Source organism: Dyadobacter ginsengisoli DSM 21015 (genome assembly GCF_059568735.1).
The window spans coordinates 507623-527660 of the sequence record NZ_JCANTY010000002.1 but is presented as its reverse complement, the minus strand read 5'-3'; the positions used below and the strand labels follow the sequence as shown (position 1 = coordinate 527660).

At 50.9% G+C, this 20038-nt stretch carries 15 protein-coding genes; 6 read left to right on the top strand and 9 right to left on the bottom strand.

Annotated features, from left to right (window positions below):
- The first annotated feature begins 84 nt into the window (after window positions 1-84).
- Window positions 85-1317, top strand: coding sequence for a multidrug effflux MFS transporter (locus BP71_RS08535; protein WP_496378141.1), 1233 nt, complete (start codon window positions 85-87; stop codon window positions 1315-1317).
- A 6-nt stretch (window positions 1318-1323) separates the two neighbouring features.
- Here the strand turns inward: BP71_RS08535 and BP71_RS08530 are convergent, their stop codons facing one another.
- Genes BP71_RS08530 through BP71_RS08520 form a run of 3 tightly spaced genes read right to left on the bottom strand, consistent with a single transcriptional unit; the run spans window position 1324 to window position 3779 of the window.
- Complete coding sequence (locus tag BP71_RS08530) at window positions 1324-2265, bottom strand: nucleoside hydrolase (protein WP_496378140.1); 942 nt, start codon at window positions 2263-2265, stop codon at window positions 1324-1326.
- A 6-nt stretch (window positions 2266-2271) separates the two neighbouring features.
- A complete protein-coding gene (gene rbsK / locus BP71_RS08525) occupies window positions 2272-3168 on the bottom strand; it encodes a ribokinase (protein ID WP_496378139.1) in 897 nt (298 codons plus the stop codon).
- Window positions 3165-3779 carry a class I SAM-dependent methyltransferase gene (locus BP71_RS08520; RefSeq protein WP_496378138.1) on the bottom strand — a complete coding sequence of 205 codons (615 nt, stop codon included), beginning with the start codon at window positions 3777-3779 and terminating at the stop codon, window positions 3165-3167. The genes rbsK and BP71_RS08520 overlap by 4 nt, the downstream gene beginning before the upstream one ends.
- Before the next feature lie 104 nt (window positions 3780-3883).
- Here BP71_RS08520 and BP71_RS08515 point away from each other — a divergent pair, with 104 nt between their 5' ends.
- Complete coding sequence (locus BP71_RS08515; protein WP_496378137.1) at window positions 3884-5662, top strand: DUF885 domain-containing protein; 1779 nt, start codon at window positions 3884-3886, stop codon at window positions 5660-5662.
- Here BP71_RS08515 and BP71_RS08510 read toward each other — a convergent pair.
- Complete coding sequence (locus BP71_RS08510) at window positions 5634-6290, bottom strand: DUF1349 domain-containing protein (RefSeq protein WP_496378136.1); 657 nt, start codon at window positions 6288-6290, stop codon at window positions 5634-5636. The two genes, BP71_RS08515 and BP71_RS08510, sit on opposite strands and share 29 nt — an antisense overlap.
- 144 nt (window positions 6291-6434) lie before the next feature.
- On the opposite strand from BP71_RS08510, the gene BP71_RS08505 reads away from it, so the two are divergent.
- The 3 genes from BP71_RS08505 to BP71_RS08495 are packed head-to-tail and all read left to right on the top strand — an operon-like array spanning window position 6435 to window position 12464.
- Window positions 6435-8753: a PSD1 and planctomycete cytochrome C domain-containing protein gene (locus BP71_RS08505; RefSeq protein WP_496378135.1), complete on the top strand. Its 2319-nt coding sequence runs from the start codon at window positions 6435-6437 to the stop codon at window positions 8751-8753.
- Window positions 8754-8790: 37 nt separating this feature from the next.
- Window positions 8791-10245, top strand: a complete 1455-nt coding sequence (locus BP71_RS08500; RefSeq protein WP_496378134.1) for a DUF1501 domain-containing protein — start codon at window positions 8791-8793, stop codon at window positions 10243-10245.
- Window positions 10246-10289: 44 nt separating this feature from the next.
- A complete protein-coding gene (locus BP71_RS08495) occupies window positions 10290-12464 on the top strand; it encodes a c-type cytochrome domain-containing protein (protein WP_496378133.1) in 2175 nt (724 codons plus the stop codon).
- Between the two features lie 11 nt (window positions 12465-12475).
- Here the strand turns inward: BP71_RS08495 and BP71_RS08490 are convergent, their stop codons facing one another.
- The gene (locus tag BP71_RS08490) at window positions 12476-13654 is read right to left on the bottom strand and encodes an AGE family epimerase/isomerase (protein ID WP_496378132.1); all 1179 of its coding nucleotides are present in this window, start codon (window positions 13652-13654) and stop codon (window positions 12476-12478) included.
- Between the two features lie 132 nt (window positions 13655-13786).
- Complete coding sequence (locus BP71_RS08485; RefSeq protein WP_496378131.1) at window positions 13787-14113, bottom strand: hypothetical protein; 327 nt, start codon at window positions 14111-14113, stop codon at window positions 13787-13789.
- 213 nt (window positions 14114-14326) lie between these two features.
- On the opposite strand from BP71_RS08485, the gene BP71_RS08480 reads away from it, so the two are divergent.
- Window positions 14327-15613 (top strand): PQQ-dependent sugar dehydrogenase, encoded by a 1287-nt coding sequence (locus BP71_RS08480; RefSeq protein WP_496378130.1) that lies wholly within the window; start codon window positions 14327-14329, stop codon window positions 15611-15613.
- 93 nt (window positions 15614-15706) lie between these two features.
- Here BP71_RS08480 and BP71_RS08475 read toward each other — a convergent pair whose 3' ends face one another.
- The 3 genes from BP71_RS08475 to BP71_RS08465 all read right to left on the bottom strand — a co-directional run bounded on the left by BP71_RS08475 (window position 15707) and on the right by BP71_RS08465 (window position 19992).
- On the bottom strand, window positions 15707-16585 hold the full coding sequence (locus tag BP71_RS08475) for a cyclase family protein (RefSeq protein ID WP_496378129.1): 879 nt from the start codon (window positions 16583-16585) through the stop codon (window positions 15707-15709).
- A gap of 67 nt (window positions 16586-16652) precedes the next feature.
- Complete coding sequence (locus BP71_RS08470) at window positions 16653-17438, bottom strand: 3-keto-disaccharide hydrolase (RefSeq protein ID WP_496378128.1); 786 nt, start codon at window positions 17436-17438, stop codon at window positions 16653-16655.
- Between the two features lie 181 nt (window positions 17439-17619).
- Window positions 17620-19992, bottom strand: coding sequence for a S9 family peptidase (locus BP71_RS08465; RefSeq protein ID WP_496378127.1), 2373 nt, complete (start codon window positions 19990-19992; stop codon window positions 17620-17622).
- Window positions 19993-20038 lie beyond the last annotated feature (46 nt).

Genomic DNA, 20038 nt, shown 5'->3' with positions numbered 1-20038 from the left:
TGGTGAAAATATTGTACTTATTGAAAAGCAGGAACTTAATGTCCCGACAGACCCGTTATTTTATAAGTATGTGAATGTTAGTCCATGAGTCGCAAGCAATATTTTTTTATTATCCTGATCCTCGGGTCGCTGGCTACCGTCAGCCCTTTTTCTATTGACATGTACCTGCCGGGATTTCCCCGGATCGCGTCCGACCTGCAAACGACGATCGATAAAGTGCAGCTTTCCCTGACGAGCTATCTCGTTGGTATTTGTATCGGTCAGTTGGTGTATGGCCCTCTGCTGGACCGCTTTGGCCGCAAGAAGCCGCTCTACATCGGTCTCATTCTCTATGTGATTGCTTCTTTTGGTTGTGCGATGACTTCTTCCGTAGATGCATTGATCGCCATGCGTTTTTTTCAGGCAATGGGTGGTTGTGTAGGTTTGGTTGCTTCGCAGGCATTGGTCAGCGACCTTTTTCCGGCCGACAAGCGTGCAGAAGTTTTTTCGCTGATTACGCTCGTTATTGCGGTTTCGCCGATGATCGCACCGACTGTGGGCGGTTACGTGACGGCATCTATCGCATGGCACTGGATTTTCATTATTCTGGCAGGCATTGTGAGCCTTATCATCGCTGCGATCTATTTTTTCCTTCCAACGGGCAAAAGTGCAGATGAATCGGTGTCCCTGCGCCCAGCGGCGGTTGTGGATGGGTATCTTACTGTCATCACACAGCCTCAGTTTTTGATTTACACGCTGGCGGGCGGCCTGGCTACCGCGGCTCCATTTGCGTATATATCAGGTTCTTCGGATGTTTTCATGAATATCTACAAGGTGTCCGAGCAGCAGTACGGATGGATTTTCGCTTTCCTTGCGGTAGCCATGATCGGTTCGACCCAATTGAACCACTTCCTGCTCAAAAAATTTACGAGCGAGCAGATCATCCGGTTTACGCTTTATTATCAAAGCATTGTCGGATTATTGATGATTGTCGGCGTTTACAACAACTGGTTCGGTCTGTTTTCTCTGATCGCCATCATGTTCGTTTTCCTGACCGGGCAGGGATTGACAGGTCCGAATGCCTCGGCACTTTCGCTGGCACCATTCCGTAAACACACCGGAAGTGCGTCCGCGCTGATGGGCAGCTGGCGCATGGGCGCGGGTGCCGTTATTTCTGCTATTGTGAGCTTTCTGCACAACAATACGCCGATGCCCATGGTAGGCATGATGGCATTCTGTTCGTTCGGCGGCTTGCTGATTTTGCACGCAGGGCAAACGGTGGTTCGTCACCGGGCGAGTCATTCCGAAGTAGAAGACGAGGTTTCCGTCCTGCTTTGACCCCGACTACGGTAATAGCTTGATCGCGTTGAAAAGCATATCCAAAAATGCTTCGCGGTCGATATCGTAAGCAACAATGGCATTGGGCTCTTTTTGCAGAACATTGTAAAAATCGACTACGGTGGCGCCACGCGTCAGTTCGCCTTTGGTTTCCACATCTACATAGCAGGGTTTGGTCTTGAAAATCCCGGGATTCATCAGCCACGCGATAGCGCATGGATCGTGCAAGGCGGCTCCGCCTTCCAGTTCAGTCCGGTTCTGCCGGTAAAAAATCGAGAAGAAGTCCATAAAATCCGCTGCTGCCAGAGCAGTTTTGTTGCCCAACGCCCGGAACAGGTCGATATCCTTCTGGAAAATGAGCGCTTTGTGGGTGACATCAAGTCCGCACATCGTGATTGGGATCCCTGCATTGAAAACAATGGCCGCAGCCTCCGGATCTGCATGAATGTTGAACTCGGCCAATGGTGTCATATTGCCCCTGAAAATGCCGCCGCCCATGAGGCAAATCCGTTCAATTTTACTTTTCAAATGCGGATACGCAAGCAGGACCGTGGCGATGTTCGTCAAAGGGCCGGTCGGAACAATGGTAATGGGGGATTCCGCAGCAAAAAGGATTGAGGCAATACCCCCCACTGCATTTACAGGCTGCGGTTGCATGACCGGCATGGGCAGGGATGGGCCATCGAGCCCGGTTTCGCCATGTACTTCGTCCGAGATGACAAGTTCATGGAAAAGCGGCTTTTCGGCACCGCGGTAGACCGGAATATTGGTGGCTCCGATCAATGTAAGTATTTTCAGCGCATTCAGTAAGGTTTTCTCCTGGGTTTGATTACCGGCAGAAACCGTTACCGCCTTGATATCAAATCGTCCGCTTCCATGGGCGAGCATCAGCATCAGGGCGTCGTCGAGTCCGGGATCGCAATCGATGATAACGGGTATTTTATCCATTTCAAATCAGGCTAGTTCGTGTTGATAGGGTGCTGAGCTCTGGGCGCCCATGCGTGTAACGGATAGGGCGGCTGCGCGACATGCGAAGCGGCAGGCCTCGGGAAGCGACGTACCGCCGGCCAGGGATTTCAGTATTGCGCCATTGAATACATCGCCAGCCGCAGTGGAGTCGACGGCTTCGACGACCGGAGCGGGAATAATGCCTGTGAATCCGTCGCCAGCGAGGTAAACACCTTTACTACCCAGCGTGATCACTACATTTTGGATACCCAGACCGAGCAGATGCCGGGCGGCTGCTTCCAGAGATTCCATGCTTTCGACTGCGATGCCGGTAATGAGTTCGGTTTCTGTCTCGTTGGGTGTGATAAGGAATAGTCCTTGTAGTAAATTCCGTTCAAGCGGCCTGCCAGGAGCAGGGTTGAGGATGACCGGAATGCCCAGTTCGGCGCACTTGCCGATGGCCCGGCGCACCGTTTCAATGGGTATTTCAAGTTGCAGTAACGCCATGGCCACCTCTTTGAATGCGGTGTCGGGGAGATCTCCGGGCATGAGATCCATATTAGCACCCGATGCGACGACGATCTGATTCTGACCTCGTTCGTTCACGGTTATCAATGCCACGCCCGAGGCCAGATCAGCAGATTCTCCCGAGAATTGAATGTCGATACCTTCCTTTTCAAAACCTTCCCGGGCTTGCTTTCCAAAAATGTCACTCCCGGTTTTGGTGATAAAGCGTACCCTGGCGCCGAGGCGCGCCGCGGCCACGGCCTGGTTTGCACCTTTCCCCCCCGGATTCATCAGGAAAGTGCCACCCAGCACGGTTTCGCCCGGTTTGGGGAATTGGTCGGTTTTGACCACCATGTCGGTATTGGAACTGCCGATAACGAGGACCGCCTGTGTCATTTTCGTTTCGCGATGGTTTTTTTATCCACCAGAATGCCCAGGCCGAAATGGTGGGGATAGTTATAAAGGTGTTGCCCCGTGGCCTTGGCAATATCTTTCACGGCCCTTCTCACGTCCGGGAAGCTCTCGGTGTCGTGAAAAATGGTGCAGTCGCTGTGCTGCGCTGCCCAGAGCCCGCATTGGAACGTATCTTCGTAATTATGCACGATGTCTACATGGGCCAGGTCGTAGCGATTGTGATCCTGTACGATCCAGTCCCTGTAATCGGACTTAAAAAGCTGAATGTTGGGATAGACGCTCAGGCGTTCGCTTGTCTGCTGGAAATGTTCCTGTTTGTTATGGGTATGAATATCTCCTTCAAAAGTATCGACCCCGGTCACCGATTTGAAATAATTGGAGAACACAACCGCAGAATAGCCGAATTCAACACCAAATTCAATGCACTTGCCTCCATTGAGCCCAAATTGAGTTATGATGTCGCCGATAATCATTTCAAGTCCCTTCCAGGCGGAAGTCACTTCCAGCATTTTTTCGGGTTTGTAGAGATGGCGGGGCTTGTAAGGGCGGATGTCTTCAATAAAATGATCTCTGATGTAAGTTCTTAATCCCATGGCTTTTCGAAACGTTGTGTGCGCAAATTAATGCCGTACGTAACGGATTCATAGCTTATCGGGAAATTTCATTTATTTTACGGATCCTTCAAACAGCTTCGTCCATGAGAAAACTGATCTATTATACCTTTGCCATGGCTGGCCTGCTCATACAGTCCTGCGGGCAGAAATCAGAAAAAACAGACCAAACAATGCCACCGATCCAGGAAGTATTTGCACGTTACTATGAAGAAAGGCTCCCGCTGTACCCGTTGGAAGCCACGATGAACGGCGACAACCGTTACAACGACCGGATGTCCGACGACCTTACCCAATCGGGGAAGTCGAAGGCAACTGCATTTTATAAGAAGTATCAGGACGAACTGGCCAAGTACGACCGGGAGAAGCTTACCGGTGAGGAGCAAGTGAGCTGGGACCTGCTCCAATGGGAATGTGATATTAATCTGGAAGGACTCAAATTCCCTACAGAGCTGATGCCCATCAACCAGATTTTTTCGACCCACCTCATGATCGGCCAAATGGCGAGCGGGGGAAGCGTTCAGCCTTTTAAAACGGTCAAGGATTATGAAAACTGGCTGAAACGGGCGGATGGCTTTGTGGTATGGTGCGATACTGCCGTCGTAAATATGCGGAAAGGAATCAAAACGGGTTATGTTTTACCAACCTCCCTCATTAAAAAGGTGATCCCTCAGTTGGCAGACTTGGACCATGGGCCTGTGACAGATCATTTGTTTTATTCGCCTGCCAAAAAATTCCCGGAAGATTTTTCTCCCGAAGATAAAGCGAGGCTGGAAAAGGCGTACGCGGCGATGGTCGAATCGAAGATCATTCCTGCATTCCGGAAAATGCATGTTTTCATGGAAAAGGAATATTTACCGGCTGGTCGCAGCACCAATGGTTTCGACGCGTTGCCTAACGGGAAGGCGCTCTACAACTACTATATCAAGTATTTTACGACCACTGAAATGACGGCGGAGGAAATTCATCAACTGGGATTGAGAGAAGTCGCCAGGATTTCGGCCGAAATGGAGAAGGTGAAGGCGCAGGTGGGCTACCGGGGCGACCTCAAATCGTTCTTCAATGACGTCAGGACGAACCGAAAGCTGATGCCCTTTACAAAACCGGAGCAGGTGATTACGCATTTCAACGAGATCCACGAACGGATGAAGCCTAATCTCAAAAAGTTGTTCGAACTCACACCGAAAACCCCGTTCGAGGTACGAAGGACCGAGGCCTTCCGCGAAGCTTCGGCATCGGCTGAATACAATCCGGGGCTACCCGACGGCTCGCGGCCGGGCGTGTTCTACGTGCCTGTGCCCGATGCGAAGGCATACAATATCGTTTCTGATGAAAGCCTGTTTTTACACGAAGCCATTCCCGGGCACCATTACCAGATCTCGCTGCAACAGGAAAACAAGGCGCTACCCGAATTCAGGAAAAACCTGTGGTACAGTGCTTATGGTGAGGGATGGGCGTTGTACACCGAATCCCTCGGCAAGGAACTTGGCTTATACACGGATCCCTACCAGTATTTTGGAATGCTGAGCGCCGAGATGCACCGGGCGATCCGGTTGGTCGTGGATACCGGCATCCATTCCAAAGGATGGACCCGGGAGCAGGCCATTCAGTACTCGCTGGATCATGAAGCGGAGTCGGAGGAAAGCATTACCGCCGAAATCGAAAGATATATGGCCGGCGCAGGGCAAGCCTTATCTTACAAAATCGGCCAGTTGAAAATCAGGGAACTGCGGTCGAAAGCGGAAAAGGAAATGGCCGCGAAGTTCGATATTCGGGAATTTTACAAACTGGTACTGGAATCGGGCTGCGTTCCGTTGAAGTTGCTCGAAGATAAAATTAATGCCTGGATGGCTTCAAAGAAATAATTTTAACATTGCTCACGCGGGCAGTCTCGATCACATCGGGGTTGTGTGAGCAAACAAAAAGGCCTACCAGGATTTTTGGTCCGAAATGGGGCATCGCATGGGAACCTACGGGTTGCAGCGGTGCCCCTTTTGCTGCCGTCAGCATGGTGTAGGCATCGCCTTTTCGCACTATCTGTATCGTGCGGATGTCTTTCTCCTTGCTGAAAATCTCATCTTCCGGGTCGCGCATTTGATCGCCCTTTTTGACGCGCCATTGCAAAACGGTAAGCCCGTCGCCGTGGATGACGGCACTCAGGTGCGACGCACTGTCGTCGGTCGATTCTCTCACCATCCAGCCGACTTTGCGGTGTGCATCCTTGCCGACGCCGACGAATTCAAAGTCGGCGGTAACCGTAAAATCGCCTTCGAGCTCCTTGAAAAGGTACTGGAATTCGTCACGTTCAAACCAGATATTGTAGCCTCCCCCCTTCATCGTATATACCTTACTTCGCGTGTCGAATGAGGATGAACCCTGCAATTTTGGGTTACCTATGTCCCTGCTTTGCTCAAAAACGCCGATTTGCGCTGGCGCAAAACTTGCCAACACAATTATTGTCAGTAGAATAGGTAAAATTATTCTTTGTTTCATTGTAGAAAATAAAAGGCAGGAACAGTATAGAACAGGATAGTTAACTATACAGTAATTGGCATTATTGCTTCAATAAATGTACATTTTTTTAGTTATTAATATGTGCTAATTAAAAAATGTGCCAGGTATTCTGAACCCAAAATGATGAATTTCAGGAATTGTTTTTTGTTGCTGGCAGGGGTTATTGCCTCTGTACCGGGGTTCCAGTCGTGCAATACCAGCCCGGGAAGCCCCGCCGAAGAGAAATTGCCGGAACAGGTCAGTTATAATTTCGATATCAGACCTATTCTTTCGGATAAATGTCTGGCTTGTCACGGCCCCGATGCCAACAAGCGCGAGGCAGGTCTGCGGCTCGATGACCCGCAAAGCGCGTTCAAAGCCCTGCAGGAAAATCCCAAAGCGCACGCATTGGTTGCAGGCAAACCCGAACTTTCACAGGCATATCTCCGGATTACCACCGAGGATACCTCGCTGCGGATGCCGCCGCCTTCGTCTAATCTTAAACTTACCCAGCGCGAAGTCGATCTGATCGGCAAATGGATTAGACAGGGCGCTAAATATGAAAAGCACTGGGCGTTTGTCGCACCCAGAAAGCCGGCGCTTCCGGAAATTGACCACAAGGATTGGCCCCGCAACGAGATCGACTATTTTATTCTCGAGAAGCAGGAGCAAAAAGGTCTCGAACCCAGTGCCGAAGCAGATAAGGAGCGATTGCTCAAACGCCTGAGCCTGGACCTGAACGGGCTGCCGCCAACCTTGCAGATGATGGACGAGTTCCTCGCAGACCAGAGTCCCAAAGCCTACGAGAAAATGGTAGACAAGTTGCTGGCGAACCCGTCATACGGCGAAAAGATGGCAATCCACTGGCTCGATCTCGCCCGGTACGCAGACTCGCACGGTTACCAGGACGATGGTTACCGGACCCAATGGCCGTGGCGCGACTGGGTGATCCATGCGTTCAACAAGAATATGCATTACAACGATTTCGTGACCTGGCAAATGGCTGGTGACCTGCTTCCGAATTCCACAAAGGAGCAGCTGCTGGCGACGGGTTTTAACCGGAATCACAAAATCACCGAAGAAGGCGGTGTGATCCCGGAGGAATACCGCATTATGTATGTGACGGATCGCAATGACCTTTTTGGCAAGGGGTTGCTCGGCGTTACGCTTGAATGTGCGCATTGCCATGACCATAAATATGACCCGTTCTCGCAGAAGGAATATTATCAGATGTTCGCATTCTTCAATAATGTCAGTGAAGTGGGTATCGAATCGGTAATCGGCGGGCCTGAGACCTACGCCAAGAAGCCATTGATGGAGATCAGCAGTGAAGATGTGAAGAATATCCTGACGTTTGTCAATAAGCCCGACACCAACCGGCTGATTGTATCGGTAATGGGTGATCTGGATACTTTGCGTAAAACTTATGTGCTCAAAAGAGGAGTATACGATGCGCCGGGCGACGAGGTCCAGGCAGGCACACCCAATGCGATCCTTCCTTTTGATAAAAAATACCCTAAAAACAGGCTGGGACTTTCGCAATGGTTGTTTGATAAGCGCAATCCGCTGACAGCCCGGGTGTATGTCAATATCCTGTGGCAGGAGTTCTTTGGAAAGGGCATTGTCAAGACTTCCGGTGACTTCGGTATGCAGGGCGAATTGCCTTCCCATCCCGCTTTGCTTGACTGGCTGGCGGTCGATTTTATGGAACATAACTGGGATATCAAACGGCTGGTCAAACAAATGGTGACATCGGCCACCTACCGGCAGTCGGCCGTGGTGACGAAGGAGAAGCTGGCCGTTGATCCCGATAACATTCTTCTGGCACGCGGGCCGCGTTACCGCATTCATGCCGAGTTTATCAAAGACCTGGTCCTGGCGAGCAGCGGCTTGCTGAACAGAACCATCGGAGGACCTAGTGTGAAGCCTTACCAACCTGCCGGGCTCTGGGAAGGCGCAACTTCGGGGCGCGGGCTGCTTTCTGTCTACAACCAGGATCATGGGCCCAGTTTGTACCGGCGGGGCATGTACACGCTCATCAAACGTACTGTACCACCGCCTACTATGGCGATTTTCGATGCCAGTAACCGTGACCTATGCGAAGTGAAGCGACTTAAAACCAATACACCGCTGCAAGCACTGGTGATGATGAACGATCCGGCGGTACTGGAAGCGTCGCGGGTATTGGCCACTAAACTTTTGCAGGAAAAGACCAGTACGGAGGCAAAGATCACCAAGGCTTTCAGGCAGATCGTATGCCGGACGCCGAGCGCGAAAGAGCTGGAAGTACTTACAGCCTATTATCAGAAAGAAATGAAGGAAGTGGATCCGAAAGCCGCAGAAAAGATGGTGGCCATCGGAGAGTATCCGCTCACCCGCAATGTCGACAGGAAGTCAGCGGTATCCCTGATGCGGGTAATTTCGACGATTTACAATCTGGAAGAAACCATAACGAAATCATAACCCCGTGCCGGAAACGGCAATCAATAGCCGAAAGACAATGGAAAAGGAAATTTTGGAACACGGATTCAACTTCAACAGGAGGCGTTTCCTATCTACCATGAGCCTCGGGATCGGGAGTGTGGCATTGGGCTCTCTGCTGATGCCCGATTTATTGGGCGGGGCGGGCGCAGAGGAAGAAGGCCTGGCGCCGGGGATACCGCATTTTGCCCCCAAAGCGAAAAGGGTGATCTACCTCTTTCAGAACGGAGCGCCGTCGCAGCAGGAGCTTTTTGATTATAAACCCAAGCTGCGCGAAATGTTGGGGCAAGAAATACCGCCGTCGGTGCGAGGGACCCAGCGTCTTACCGGCATGACGGCCAACCAGGCGTCTTTTCCATTAGTGGGCTCATTCGTGGATTTCAAGCAGTACGGGCAGTCGCAGGCCTGGGTGAGCAATCTTTTGCCTTATACTTCCAAAATCGTGGACGATCTGTGCATTGTCCGGTCCATGTACACCGAGGCGATCAATCACGACCCGGCACTGACGTTCCTGCAAACCGGCTCCCAGCAGGGAAATCGCCCGAGCATGGGCTCCTGGCTGAGCTATGGACTGGGTAATGAAAATAAAAACCTGCCCAATTTCACGGTACTTCTTTCGAGGGGCGTTGGCAATGGACAGGGTGTGTATTCCAAACTTTGGTCGAACGGCTTTCTGGATTCGGTGCATCAGGGGGTACAATTCAGCAAAGGGGAAGACCCGGTATTATACCTGCGGGATCCCGATGGCATGAACAGAAAGGAACGCCGTGATATGCTGGACAAACTTTCGGAACTCAACGAAATGTCCTACCAGGAGTTCGGCGACCCGGAAATTACTGCCAAAATCAAGCAGTACGAAATGGCCTATCGCATGCAAACCGCTGTGCCCGAGGTGATGGATCTTTCCAAGGAGTCCGACGATATTATCAAACTCTATGGCCCCGAATGCCTCGTTCCGGGTACGTACGCGGCCAACTGCCTGCTGGCACGCAAGCTATCCGAAAACGGAGTGCGGTTTGTTCAATTATACCACCAGGGCTGGGATCAGCATGGTAATCTGCCATTTGAGATCACCAAGCAGGCCATGGACGTGGATCAGGCTTCCGCCGCATTGGTTACGGACCTGAAACAAAGAGGATTGCTGGATGAAACCCTGGTCATCTGGGGTGGGGAGTTCGGTCGCACCAGCTATACACAGGGCAAACTGACCGCCGACAATTATGGACGGGACCACCATCCCAGGTGTTTTACGATCTGGATGGCCGGAGGAGGCATCAAACCGGGTATTGTGTATGGAGAAACCGACGAGCTCGGCTATAACATCGCCAAAGATCCCGTGCATGTACATGATTTCCAGGCTACTATTTTACATCAACTGGGTCTAAACCACGAAAAACTGACATTCAAGCATCTCGGCCGGCGGTACCGGCTCACCGATGTGTCGGGTAAAGTGGTGAGGGACATTATCAGTTGATTTTACAGGTACTATTATTGGGCAATTTTCTGGTTGAATTTTAAATGCATTTGAAAATCAGGGTTTTCGCGGAACAGTTACTGGTTGTTGCCAACATCTTTGTTTTATTCCTACTGCTCTTCGAAAGCAAACTGGTTATACCGGCCTGGCTGCAGACCATCGGCCGGATGCACCCGCTGATCCTTCATTTTCCTATCGTGATCCTGCTGCTGGCGATGCTGTTGGAGTTCTTCCGTTTCAAGCCGGAATATGCTTCCAATGCATTTTATCGCAACTTTTTGCAGGGGCTGTTGCTGATCGGGGCGCTCTTTGCGGCTGTGACTGTGATCATGGGCTTGTTTTTGTCCAGAGAAGAAGGGTATGGGGGTGATATTCTCGTATACCACAAATGGACCGGGGCAGGGATTTTTTTTCTGGCGTCCGTCATATACTGGGTCCGGAATGCGAAATGGTACAAAACGGCACCCGCGAGACTGAGTGCATTGGTAACGGTGGTAGCACTGGTCTTGACGGGGCATTATGGTGCTGCGCTCACGCATGGCAGTAACTTCATCTGGGAGCCTGTTTCAAACAAGATGGCGATGGCTGAAGTGCCGCTCGACGAGGCGGTCGTTTACACGAATGTCATCCGGCCGATCCTGGAACAGAAATGCACCAGTTGCCATAACCCCGACAAACTCAAAGGAGAGCTGGTACTAACCAATCCGGCGTCGATCATGAAGGGCGGAAAGTCCGGCAAGCTCATCGTACCCGGAAATCCCCAGATGAGTCTGTTGCTGCAGCGCGTTCATTTGCCGATGGAAGAAAAGAAGCATATGCCTCCTTCCGGCAAAGCGCAACTCACGTTGCAGGAAATTTCACTGCTGACATTATGGGTTAAGCAAAAAGCGGATTTTGAAAAAAAACTGGCAGAACTACCTGAAAACGATTCGCTCCGGATGCTTGCCTCCGCATTTTTACAGCCTTCCCAACAACAGGAGGCGTACGATTTTCCCGAGGCAGACGAGGAGCGGGTCAGAGCGTTGAACACCGACTACCGGACAATCCTTCCATTGGCAAGAGAGTCCCCCGCGCTGGCGGTGAACATTTATAATGCTTCGGCCTACAATGTAAAGCAGATTGATGAGCTTGATGAAATCCGGAAACAGGTCATTTCGCTGAACCTGAACAAAATGCCCGTAAAAGATGCCGACCTGAAGAGCATTGTCCGGTTTGAAAACCTTCGTAAGCTGGACCTGAACTTTACGGAAGTGACAGCCGCAGGACTAAAAGAACTGGCCGGTTTGAAACATTTGCAGAATCTGACGTTATCGGGCACCCAATTAGGTCTTAGTGACCTGAAAGGTCTTTTGCCTCAATTGAAAAGCGTTAAAACCGTAGCGGTATGGGACACCAAACTTTCGGCGTCAGATGTGGCGCAGTTGCAGCAGGCCCATAAAGCGATTAACATTATTGGCGGCTTTAAGGATGATGGCAAAAACCCTTTAAAACTCAATCCGCCGCAGGTGAAAAACAGTTCAACGATCTTTGGGGAATCGCTGGCGGTGGATATCAAGCATCCTATTAAAGGCGTGGACATCCGTTTCACGATGGACGGTTCGGAGCCGGACAGTGTAAAATCTTCTTTGTTCGATAACAAGATGGTAATCAGGCGGAACGAGACCATCCGTGCAAAGGCCTACAAAGATGGCTGGTACGGCAGCGAGATGGCCACCTTCGAGTTCTTCAAAAGTAAATTCAGGCCGGATAGCGGGACACTTATGGCGCCGTTGAACCGCGTTCATCAGGCTGAGGGCGTGAAAACCTTCTTTGATCATAAACTGGGTGTTATCGGTGCAAACAACCCCGCCTGGGCCAACAACTGGGCCGGCGTTAAGAACAACGACATGGCTTTCGTTTCGGAGTTCAAGCGCCCGATCACGATTTCATCGCTCGGCGTGCATTATATGGTGGAGGAGGATACCGGCATCTTCCCACCCGAACTGGTCGAGATATGGGGAGGGACTACGCGTGAGAATATGAAGCTGTTGGCCAAATTCAAGGCTCCTATGCCAACTAAAGGAGAAAAGCCCTCGCTGAAAATGATCGAGGGGACGTTCAAGCCGCAGGCGGTTTCATATATTAAAATCGTCGCCAAACCTCTGAGCAAGATACCGGAATGGCACAGAAGCAAAGGGAATAAGGCCTTATTGCTGGTGGACGAAATGTTCCTGAATTAGGAGAGAGGTTTTTACGACTTCGCAATTCTTCGCCACATCTCCGCGCACGCGCGGGCGTTGTGATACGGGCATTTCCAGAAGTTGATTTTGTCGCCCTTCACCGGTGTGCCATCTTCCTTCACGGTGCCAAACCATTCGCCTTTTTCCCTGTCGATGAATTTATCGGCAATATAGTCCCATGAACGTTCGGCCTTGGTTTTGAACTGAGGGTCTTTGGTAAGCTGGAATGCATTGTAAAACCCGACGAGCTGCTCGGCGGCAACCCACCAGCTGCGATCGGTCTGCAGATGTTTTGTTTCGGGATCGTACTCGTAATTCAATGCGCCGTCGGGACTGAGACCTTTCGCGGCTGCCGTCGCCATGGCTATGGATTTTTGCTTCATCCGGGCGATCAGTTTCTCGTCGTGAAGTATTTCTGCCGTTTCGAATAGCAGCCAGGAAGCTTCAATGTCGTGACCGTAGGAGACGATATGGTCCTTGGCCCTCCATTTTTCATCGAAAAACAGCTGCATGGTATTAGTCTGCGGGTTCACGATATGCGTGATGATCGCATTCAGCATTCCTGCGGTTTGTTTTTTGAGCCTTGCATCCGGCCATACGCTGTACAGGTTGGTATAGGCCTCCACCAAATGCAGGTGCGTATTCATACTCTTGATCCAGGGCGCTTTGCTGAGGGTATAATCATCGGTCGATGACCAGTCGCGCGAAAATGCTTCGCGATATCCGCCATTGACAGGATCAAATGCGTGTTTTTCAATGATTTCGAACAGATCCCGGGCTTTGTCCAGTGCCGGCTGGAAATGCGTTACCCGGTAATATTCCGCCAGCCCGTACATGGCAAACGCGTTGCCGTAGATCTGCTTTTTGGTTTCGAGCGGAGAGCCGTCCGCATTGACCGACCAGTATACACCGCCATGTTCAGCATCGAAAAAGTACTTCACCAGTTGCTGATAGGCCCGGTCGGCGAGGGTCAGGTATTTGGCTTCCTTCAAAAGCCGGTGGGCCAGGGAGAATGTCCAGAGAATGCGGCCCGTCAGCACAACCGAGCGGGCGGAATCTTTTACCGGCTGGTTTTCATAGCTAACCCTTCCGTAAAAGCCACCTTTTTCGGGGTCCGGACCATACTTTTCCCAATAATTGAGTATCGCTATGAATTCTTTTTTGAATGCTTCGGGCGTAAAGGCAGCCATGTTCCGGTTTGTTTTTCAATGAAAAAGCAACCCGGATCGGGTTCATACTTGCCGTGGAACTCTTACTAATCTTGGCAAACAAAAAGACCCGATCGCCTATGGATCGGGCCTGGTCTTTCCATCAGATATCCATTAGTCTCCCTGATTCTCTTCCTGGTTCTCGTGATTGTCGCCTCCCAGGCTGTAATAGTTGTTTTCCTCGTCTTCCCTGCCGATCGCCTCATCCTCATCGTCGTATTCCGATCCCGGCACATCGAGATCGTCACCGACCATGTCGTCCTCAAATGACTTTTCATTCCAGTCGTCGGAATCGATATCCAGCGAGCGCTTCGCACGGGAAATGTCCTCGGGGTCTATATCCGGGTCAATCAGCCCCTGGCGGAAGATGTCTTCGTTGGCAGGGTAATTTCCGGGGAGATCGTCATCATATAGGTCATCTTCTTCATCGGTTGGTCTCATAATAGTAAATCGTTAAAGTGTACTTGTAAACTAATCAGGCGGTTGATTGTTCCGGTTTCGGTATAGCAGGAAAAAAGTGTTCCCGGCGTTTTTCCGATCGAAAATAAGGCACCGACTCAGTAATTATGGATGCCGTCGGTGCTTTTACAGATGCTGTCTTCCCGACAGGTTGTTAAACTAAAAATAAGTGTTTTCACCCAATTAAACGATTGCATGCAAGGAAAATTAATCCGTTCGACCGGCGCTGTGGCCGTGCTGGCAATAGCTGCCGCGCTGTTTGGATATCGAATTGAAGACAAAACCCCTTCTACCGGTAAAAGCCTTTTTACACCCATTGAAGCCAAAGAACTTAAATTGCCCGTGGGTTTTTCGGCTACCATCCTGGCCACCGATCTTGGTGCTACCCGCCATATCGCGGTGGGTAAAAATGGCGACATGTATGTAAAGCTTTCTAAACTCAAAGACGGGAAAGGCATTTACGTGCTGCGGGATACGGACGGTGACGGGGCGATCGATCAGCAGAAGTTGTTCGGCGATTATCCGGGTACGGGGATTGCCATCAAAAACGGTTACCTGTACAGTTCTTCCAATAAAGGGGTGTTCCGGTATAAGCTGAACGAAAAGGAAGAAATCATCGATTTCGATACACCGGAGAATATCATCAGTGGCCTGGTCGACCACGGGAGGGATAATGCAAAACCGGTGACACTGGACAATACCGGAAATATTTACGTAACCGTTGGGTCTTATAATGACAATTGCCGCGGAGCCGGTTCGGCCAAAGGGATGTCACCCTGTACGATCCTGGATTCGGCGGGTGGGATCTGGCGTTTCAGGGCAGATCAGCTTAATCAGCAGTTTTCAGATGGCAAGCGCTTTGCGACCGGCGTCAAAAATGCGGTAGGTATCGATTGGGACAATAAAACCAATGCATTGTACGCAACAACGCATGGTCGGGGTAAGTTTGACGATATGTACCCGCAATACTACACTCCCAAGCACAGTGCTGAGTTGCCTTCGGAAACGCTTTACCGGCTGAAAGAAGGGGATGATGCAGGCTGGCCGTATATCTACTACGACCATTTTCAGAATAAAAAAATGCTGGCACCGGAATATGGCGGTGACGGAAAAAAGACGGCAGGCGAGAAGGCGATCAATCCGCTGGTGGCTTTTCCTGCGCACCTTGGCCCCAATGCACTTTTGTTTTATACCGGCAATATGTTCCCTGCGCGGTATCGGAATGGCGCGTTCATTGCCTTCCATAGCCAGTCAGCAGAATTGAAGAAGGGTTACCTGATTGCATTTGTACCCTTTGTGAATGGAAAAGCGGGTAAATGGGAGATCTTCGCGGATAACTTTGCGGGCACCGACCTGGCAAAACCCACCGGGCCAATCCAGCATCGTCCTTGCGGCCTCGCGCAGGGACCCGACGGCGCACTGTACGTGACCGACGATCTGAACGGGACACTTTTCAAGGTTACCTACAATGAGAAGAAATAGCCGACGGTCTCAGATAATTATCCGAGACCATTTGAAGACCTGTCAGTCCGGACGCCTCGTGTGAGGTAATCACGCATGACAGGTCTTCTGCATTCAGGGTAATGTAGCAAATGCCCTGACGGGAAAAGTACCGGCTCCTTTGAATTTGGGAGGTACAGCGCTGAACAGGTAATTTTCGGCCGGGAGCTGATCGAGGTTGCACAAATGCTCCACGATCAGGATTTCGGCGCCGAGTAGCAGGGAATGAACCGGACGGGTGTTGCCGCGGGTGTCATCGATATTATGGCTGTCAATCCCCACCAGCTTTACGCCGCAGTCGCGGAGATATGCCGCCGCTTCGGCCGTCAGAAACGGATGATTTTCAAAATAAGCTTCTGTATTCCAGTTTTTTGACCAATCGGTGCGCACCATGACGGCTTTGCTTCTCAGTTCCAGACCGCGAAAATGGTCGATCCCTATTTCGAGCATTCCGGTCGCATTCACCGTCACTGCGCTGAGATTCGCGAAAGCTTCCAGAGCCACCTCCGAAAGGTCCTTGCCGTGCGCATACCGGTGAAACGGGCAGTCGATGTAGGTTCCGGTATTGGTTACCATTTCGATTTTTCCGATCTGGAACTCTGTCCCTTCTTCATACTTCCCTTTGGAATCCTCGCGGCTCAGAAAATCGCAGATAACCGGAGCGGGTAGGCCCTTGTAGGTAATGAGCCCGTCGAATATCACGTGGCTGAGGTCGATCAGCTTTTCCGGGTTCGGCAGGTTTACAGGTACACGCTTATGAGGTTCATCGATATAATGTTTGTTGAGAATGTCCACCTTACCCACCATCAGTAGTCGCAGGTCCCGAACGATGTAATCAGCCAGTTCCTGGTCGGGAATGGTTTCTCCGGCGATATCCAACCTGAAATCCTGGCCTTGAATCCCTCCGCCGTTCGTAAAGGTTATTTTAAAATCAAAGACAACTCTGCGTTCCATTTTGATTAATTGATGTATAAAAAAGCCCGGCGCGATACCGGCCGGGCTGCAATTTCAACTATTTGCTTTAAAAATCCGTATCCGGCTTGTCGAGTTCCATTTCTTTAATCCAGATGTTGCGGTAGTAAACATCATGCCCCTCGGATTGCAATTTTAAACCTCCGGGCGTATCGGTAATGCCTTTGCCACCATCATTGCCTCCGTCGATACCCGAATTGGGACCACCCCAGACCTGGCTGATCTGCTGGTTCGAATGGACTTTTTTACCATTGAAATACAAGGTTACCATGGGTTTTTCGACCAGCTTGCCGTTCTTGAACCGCGCCGCCCGGAAAAGAATGTCATAAGAATTCCATTTCCCGATACCATTGTAGGCGTGGTAGGGCGATTTCGATTCGTTGATCACCGCCGCCATGCCATGGGACGTAGTGTCGCCGTCCAGCACCTGGATTTCATAGCGGTTTTGCAGATACACGCCGCTGTTACCGCCCGGTTTGGTGATCAGGAATTCAACGTGTGCACGAAAATCCCTGAACTGCTTTTTGGTAACAATGTCCGCAGCGCCGTAAAGGCCCCCCGCGGAGGCTGCATCGTTGCAATTGATGACGGTGCCCTTGTCGACGGGGTCGTTTACAACAGTCCACTTGATAGGAGGTTTTGCTTTAAACCGTGGGCCTTCCCAGTAGATCCACTTCTCGTCCAGCATTTTACGGCTACCGTCGAGGTATACTTCTGCACCTTTCGGAGCTTTTACACCCACGCCTACCTGAGCGTGTGCAAGGTTCGTAAAGGCCATGGCAGCCAATGCCTGTCCGAGTATTAAGGTTTTGAGTTTTGTGAAATTTCGGTTCATATGCTGTTTGTTTACTTCGATCTGCCCGCCTGCGAGCGCCGGCAAGGGATATAAGGGCAGGGTTTTTGGGAATTACTCACCGGTGCTAAGTTTTTATCGGTCCAAAGGTGTCTTTTTGAAAATTACTTTTTATTCATTTGAAAAGGTTAATACTTTTCTTAAATCCGTTTAGTGGTGAAAACTATAATTTCTCTTCAAAAAGCTTTAAGATACGCTTGTACTCATCGGTCCAGGATGATGCTTCTACGAAGCCGTGATCTTCCATCGGGTACGATGCCAGTTCCCAGTTATTCTTACCCAGCTCGATCAGCCGCTGTGAGAGGCGGACCACATCCTGATAATGCACGTTGACGTCCACCATGCCATGGCAGATCAGCAAATTGTTTTTCAGCCCGGCGGCATGGTAAATGGGGGAGCTTTTGCGGTAGGCGAGGCTATCCGATTGCGGTTCGTTGAGGATGTTGGCCGTGTAGCCCTCGTTATATGCTGCCCAATCGGTTACCGGGCGTAATGCGGCGCCTGCCGTAAATACATCGGGCGTTGTAAACAGGGCCATCAATGTGATGAACCCGCCATAGGATCCGCCGTAAATGCCGATCTTTTTGGGATTGATCCCGTAATTCTTAACCAGCCATTGTGCGCCGTCGGTGTGGTCCGTCAGATCTTTGCCGCCCATAAACCGGTAAATGCCGGTCCGCCAGTCGCGGCCATACCCGGAACTGGCCCGGTAGTCCATATCCAGCACGGTGTAACCTTTGTCGGTGAGCAGGTTATGGAACATGTATTCCCGGAAGTACTGACTCCACCATTTGTGTGCGTTCTGGAGGTACCCCGCCCCATGTACAAAAATGACCGCCTTGCCGTTGGATTTCTGAGGTTCGTAGACCCTCGCGTAGATATTCTGGCCGTCAGTTGCTTTCACCGTGACTACTTTTGCTTCGCGCCAGGGGTAGGAGTGGAATTCAGTCGATGTCGAATGCGTGATCCGGGTTAATGAGCCTGTTTTGCTTCCTTGTGCAGGATTTTCGGTTAGGTAGAGCTCCCAGGGGGCATTACTGGCCGAAAAGCGGATCGCCAGTTTACGCTCGTCGGGCGACAATGTCATCTCGTGTGCACCCGTCGACGTGGTCATGCGGCTGCGCGTGCCGCCCGTTGCGGGCATGCGGTACACGTGCTGCTCACCCGGGTGTACTTCGTTGGTAATGAGGTAAAAGGTCTTTTTATCTTTCGAAAGGGTCACATTCTGTACCTCGAAATGTCCGGTTGTTAATGCTGTTTTTTTACCGGTGGCAAGGTTTACCGTATACAAATGCGAATAACCGGTGGCCTCGCTCTGGAAATAGATGGTTTGGTCGTCAAGCCAGCCGATTTCACCGGCTGTCTGCGGATATCCCCCGATCCCGGGCCCGCCGATCCACGCTTCGTCGCGCTGCCGGTCGAGCAGCTTAATGGCGAGCGTGGCTGGATCGAAAGACATGATCCAGCGATCCTTACTATCGAGGGAACGAACGACTACCACCGCTCTCTGCCCGTTGTCCGACCAGAATGGCCCGTGGACAACCACTTTACGCTTCTTGTTCTTCGAGGCTGAATCGAGTTTCGGGTAATCTTTGAGATAGTCGGGCTTGTCGTGGATACCCGGAATATCTGCGGTGGCCATTTTGCGGGTAGTGTCTTTTTGCACATCGTAAACCCAGAACTCGCTTTCGGAATCGGGCGCACCTACTTTGGTTCGGGCGGGAATGTCTTCCGTAAATCCCGACTCGGTAACATAGTTCGGGACGATCGTCGGTTTCGCGGTTTTGTCCGTTAGGGTAAGCCGGTAGGTGACGTAACGGCCATCAGGGCTTACCTGCGCATTGGAAACGTTTTTGTCACCCAGGTATATTTCCTTCGGGTGGGACGGTTTTTCAGCTTCCGTTATCTTTTTTCCGGCATCTTTCTTGTCTTTCCGCTCTTTGAGCACTTCGAACATGCCTAACTGGTCGTCTTTCAGGAATTTTTCCTGCTCGCCGGGCTTTGCTTCCTGCTTTTTGTTTCCTGTTTTGAAGTCGGTGAGCTGACTGATCATGCCAGATGTGAGCGAGACCATGAATAGATTATTGCCTTTTTCGAAGATGACAGCATGTTCGTCCCTGCTGAATGCCGGATTCGTTTCACGCTCGACGGTGTTTGTCAATTGCCTGATAGCGAAATCCTTGTAATTGATGATGAAAATATCGCCATTTTTCTCGTACAGCCGGAGCGAGTGCGCCCGATTGTAAACACCGTTGCGGCCCGGTAGTTTTCTCCGGTCAGCCGGAGCGACTTTAGAAATCTTTTTGGAAGCGAGAGAATAAGTGTAGAGCGAATCGGAGGGGTTCTTGTCCGGGTTCCAATTGAAATACACCGATTTGGAATCGTCGGACCAGGTAATGTCCGTAGGCGAAGTGCCGATCCATTTTTTAGGATCCCTCATAATCTTTTCGATGGTAAGGGGGGCGAGGGATTGAGCGAAAAGGTCTTGAATACCGAAAAAGCTGGTCAGGAGAAAAAATCTGTAAACAAGTTTCATAGGAAAAGCAATTATGCTTCGGCTTTTTCCAGACAATATAGGAAAA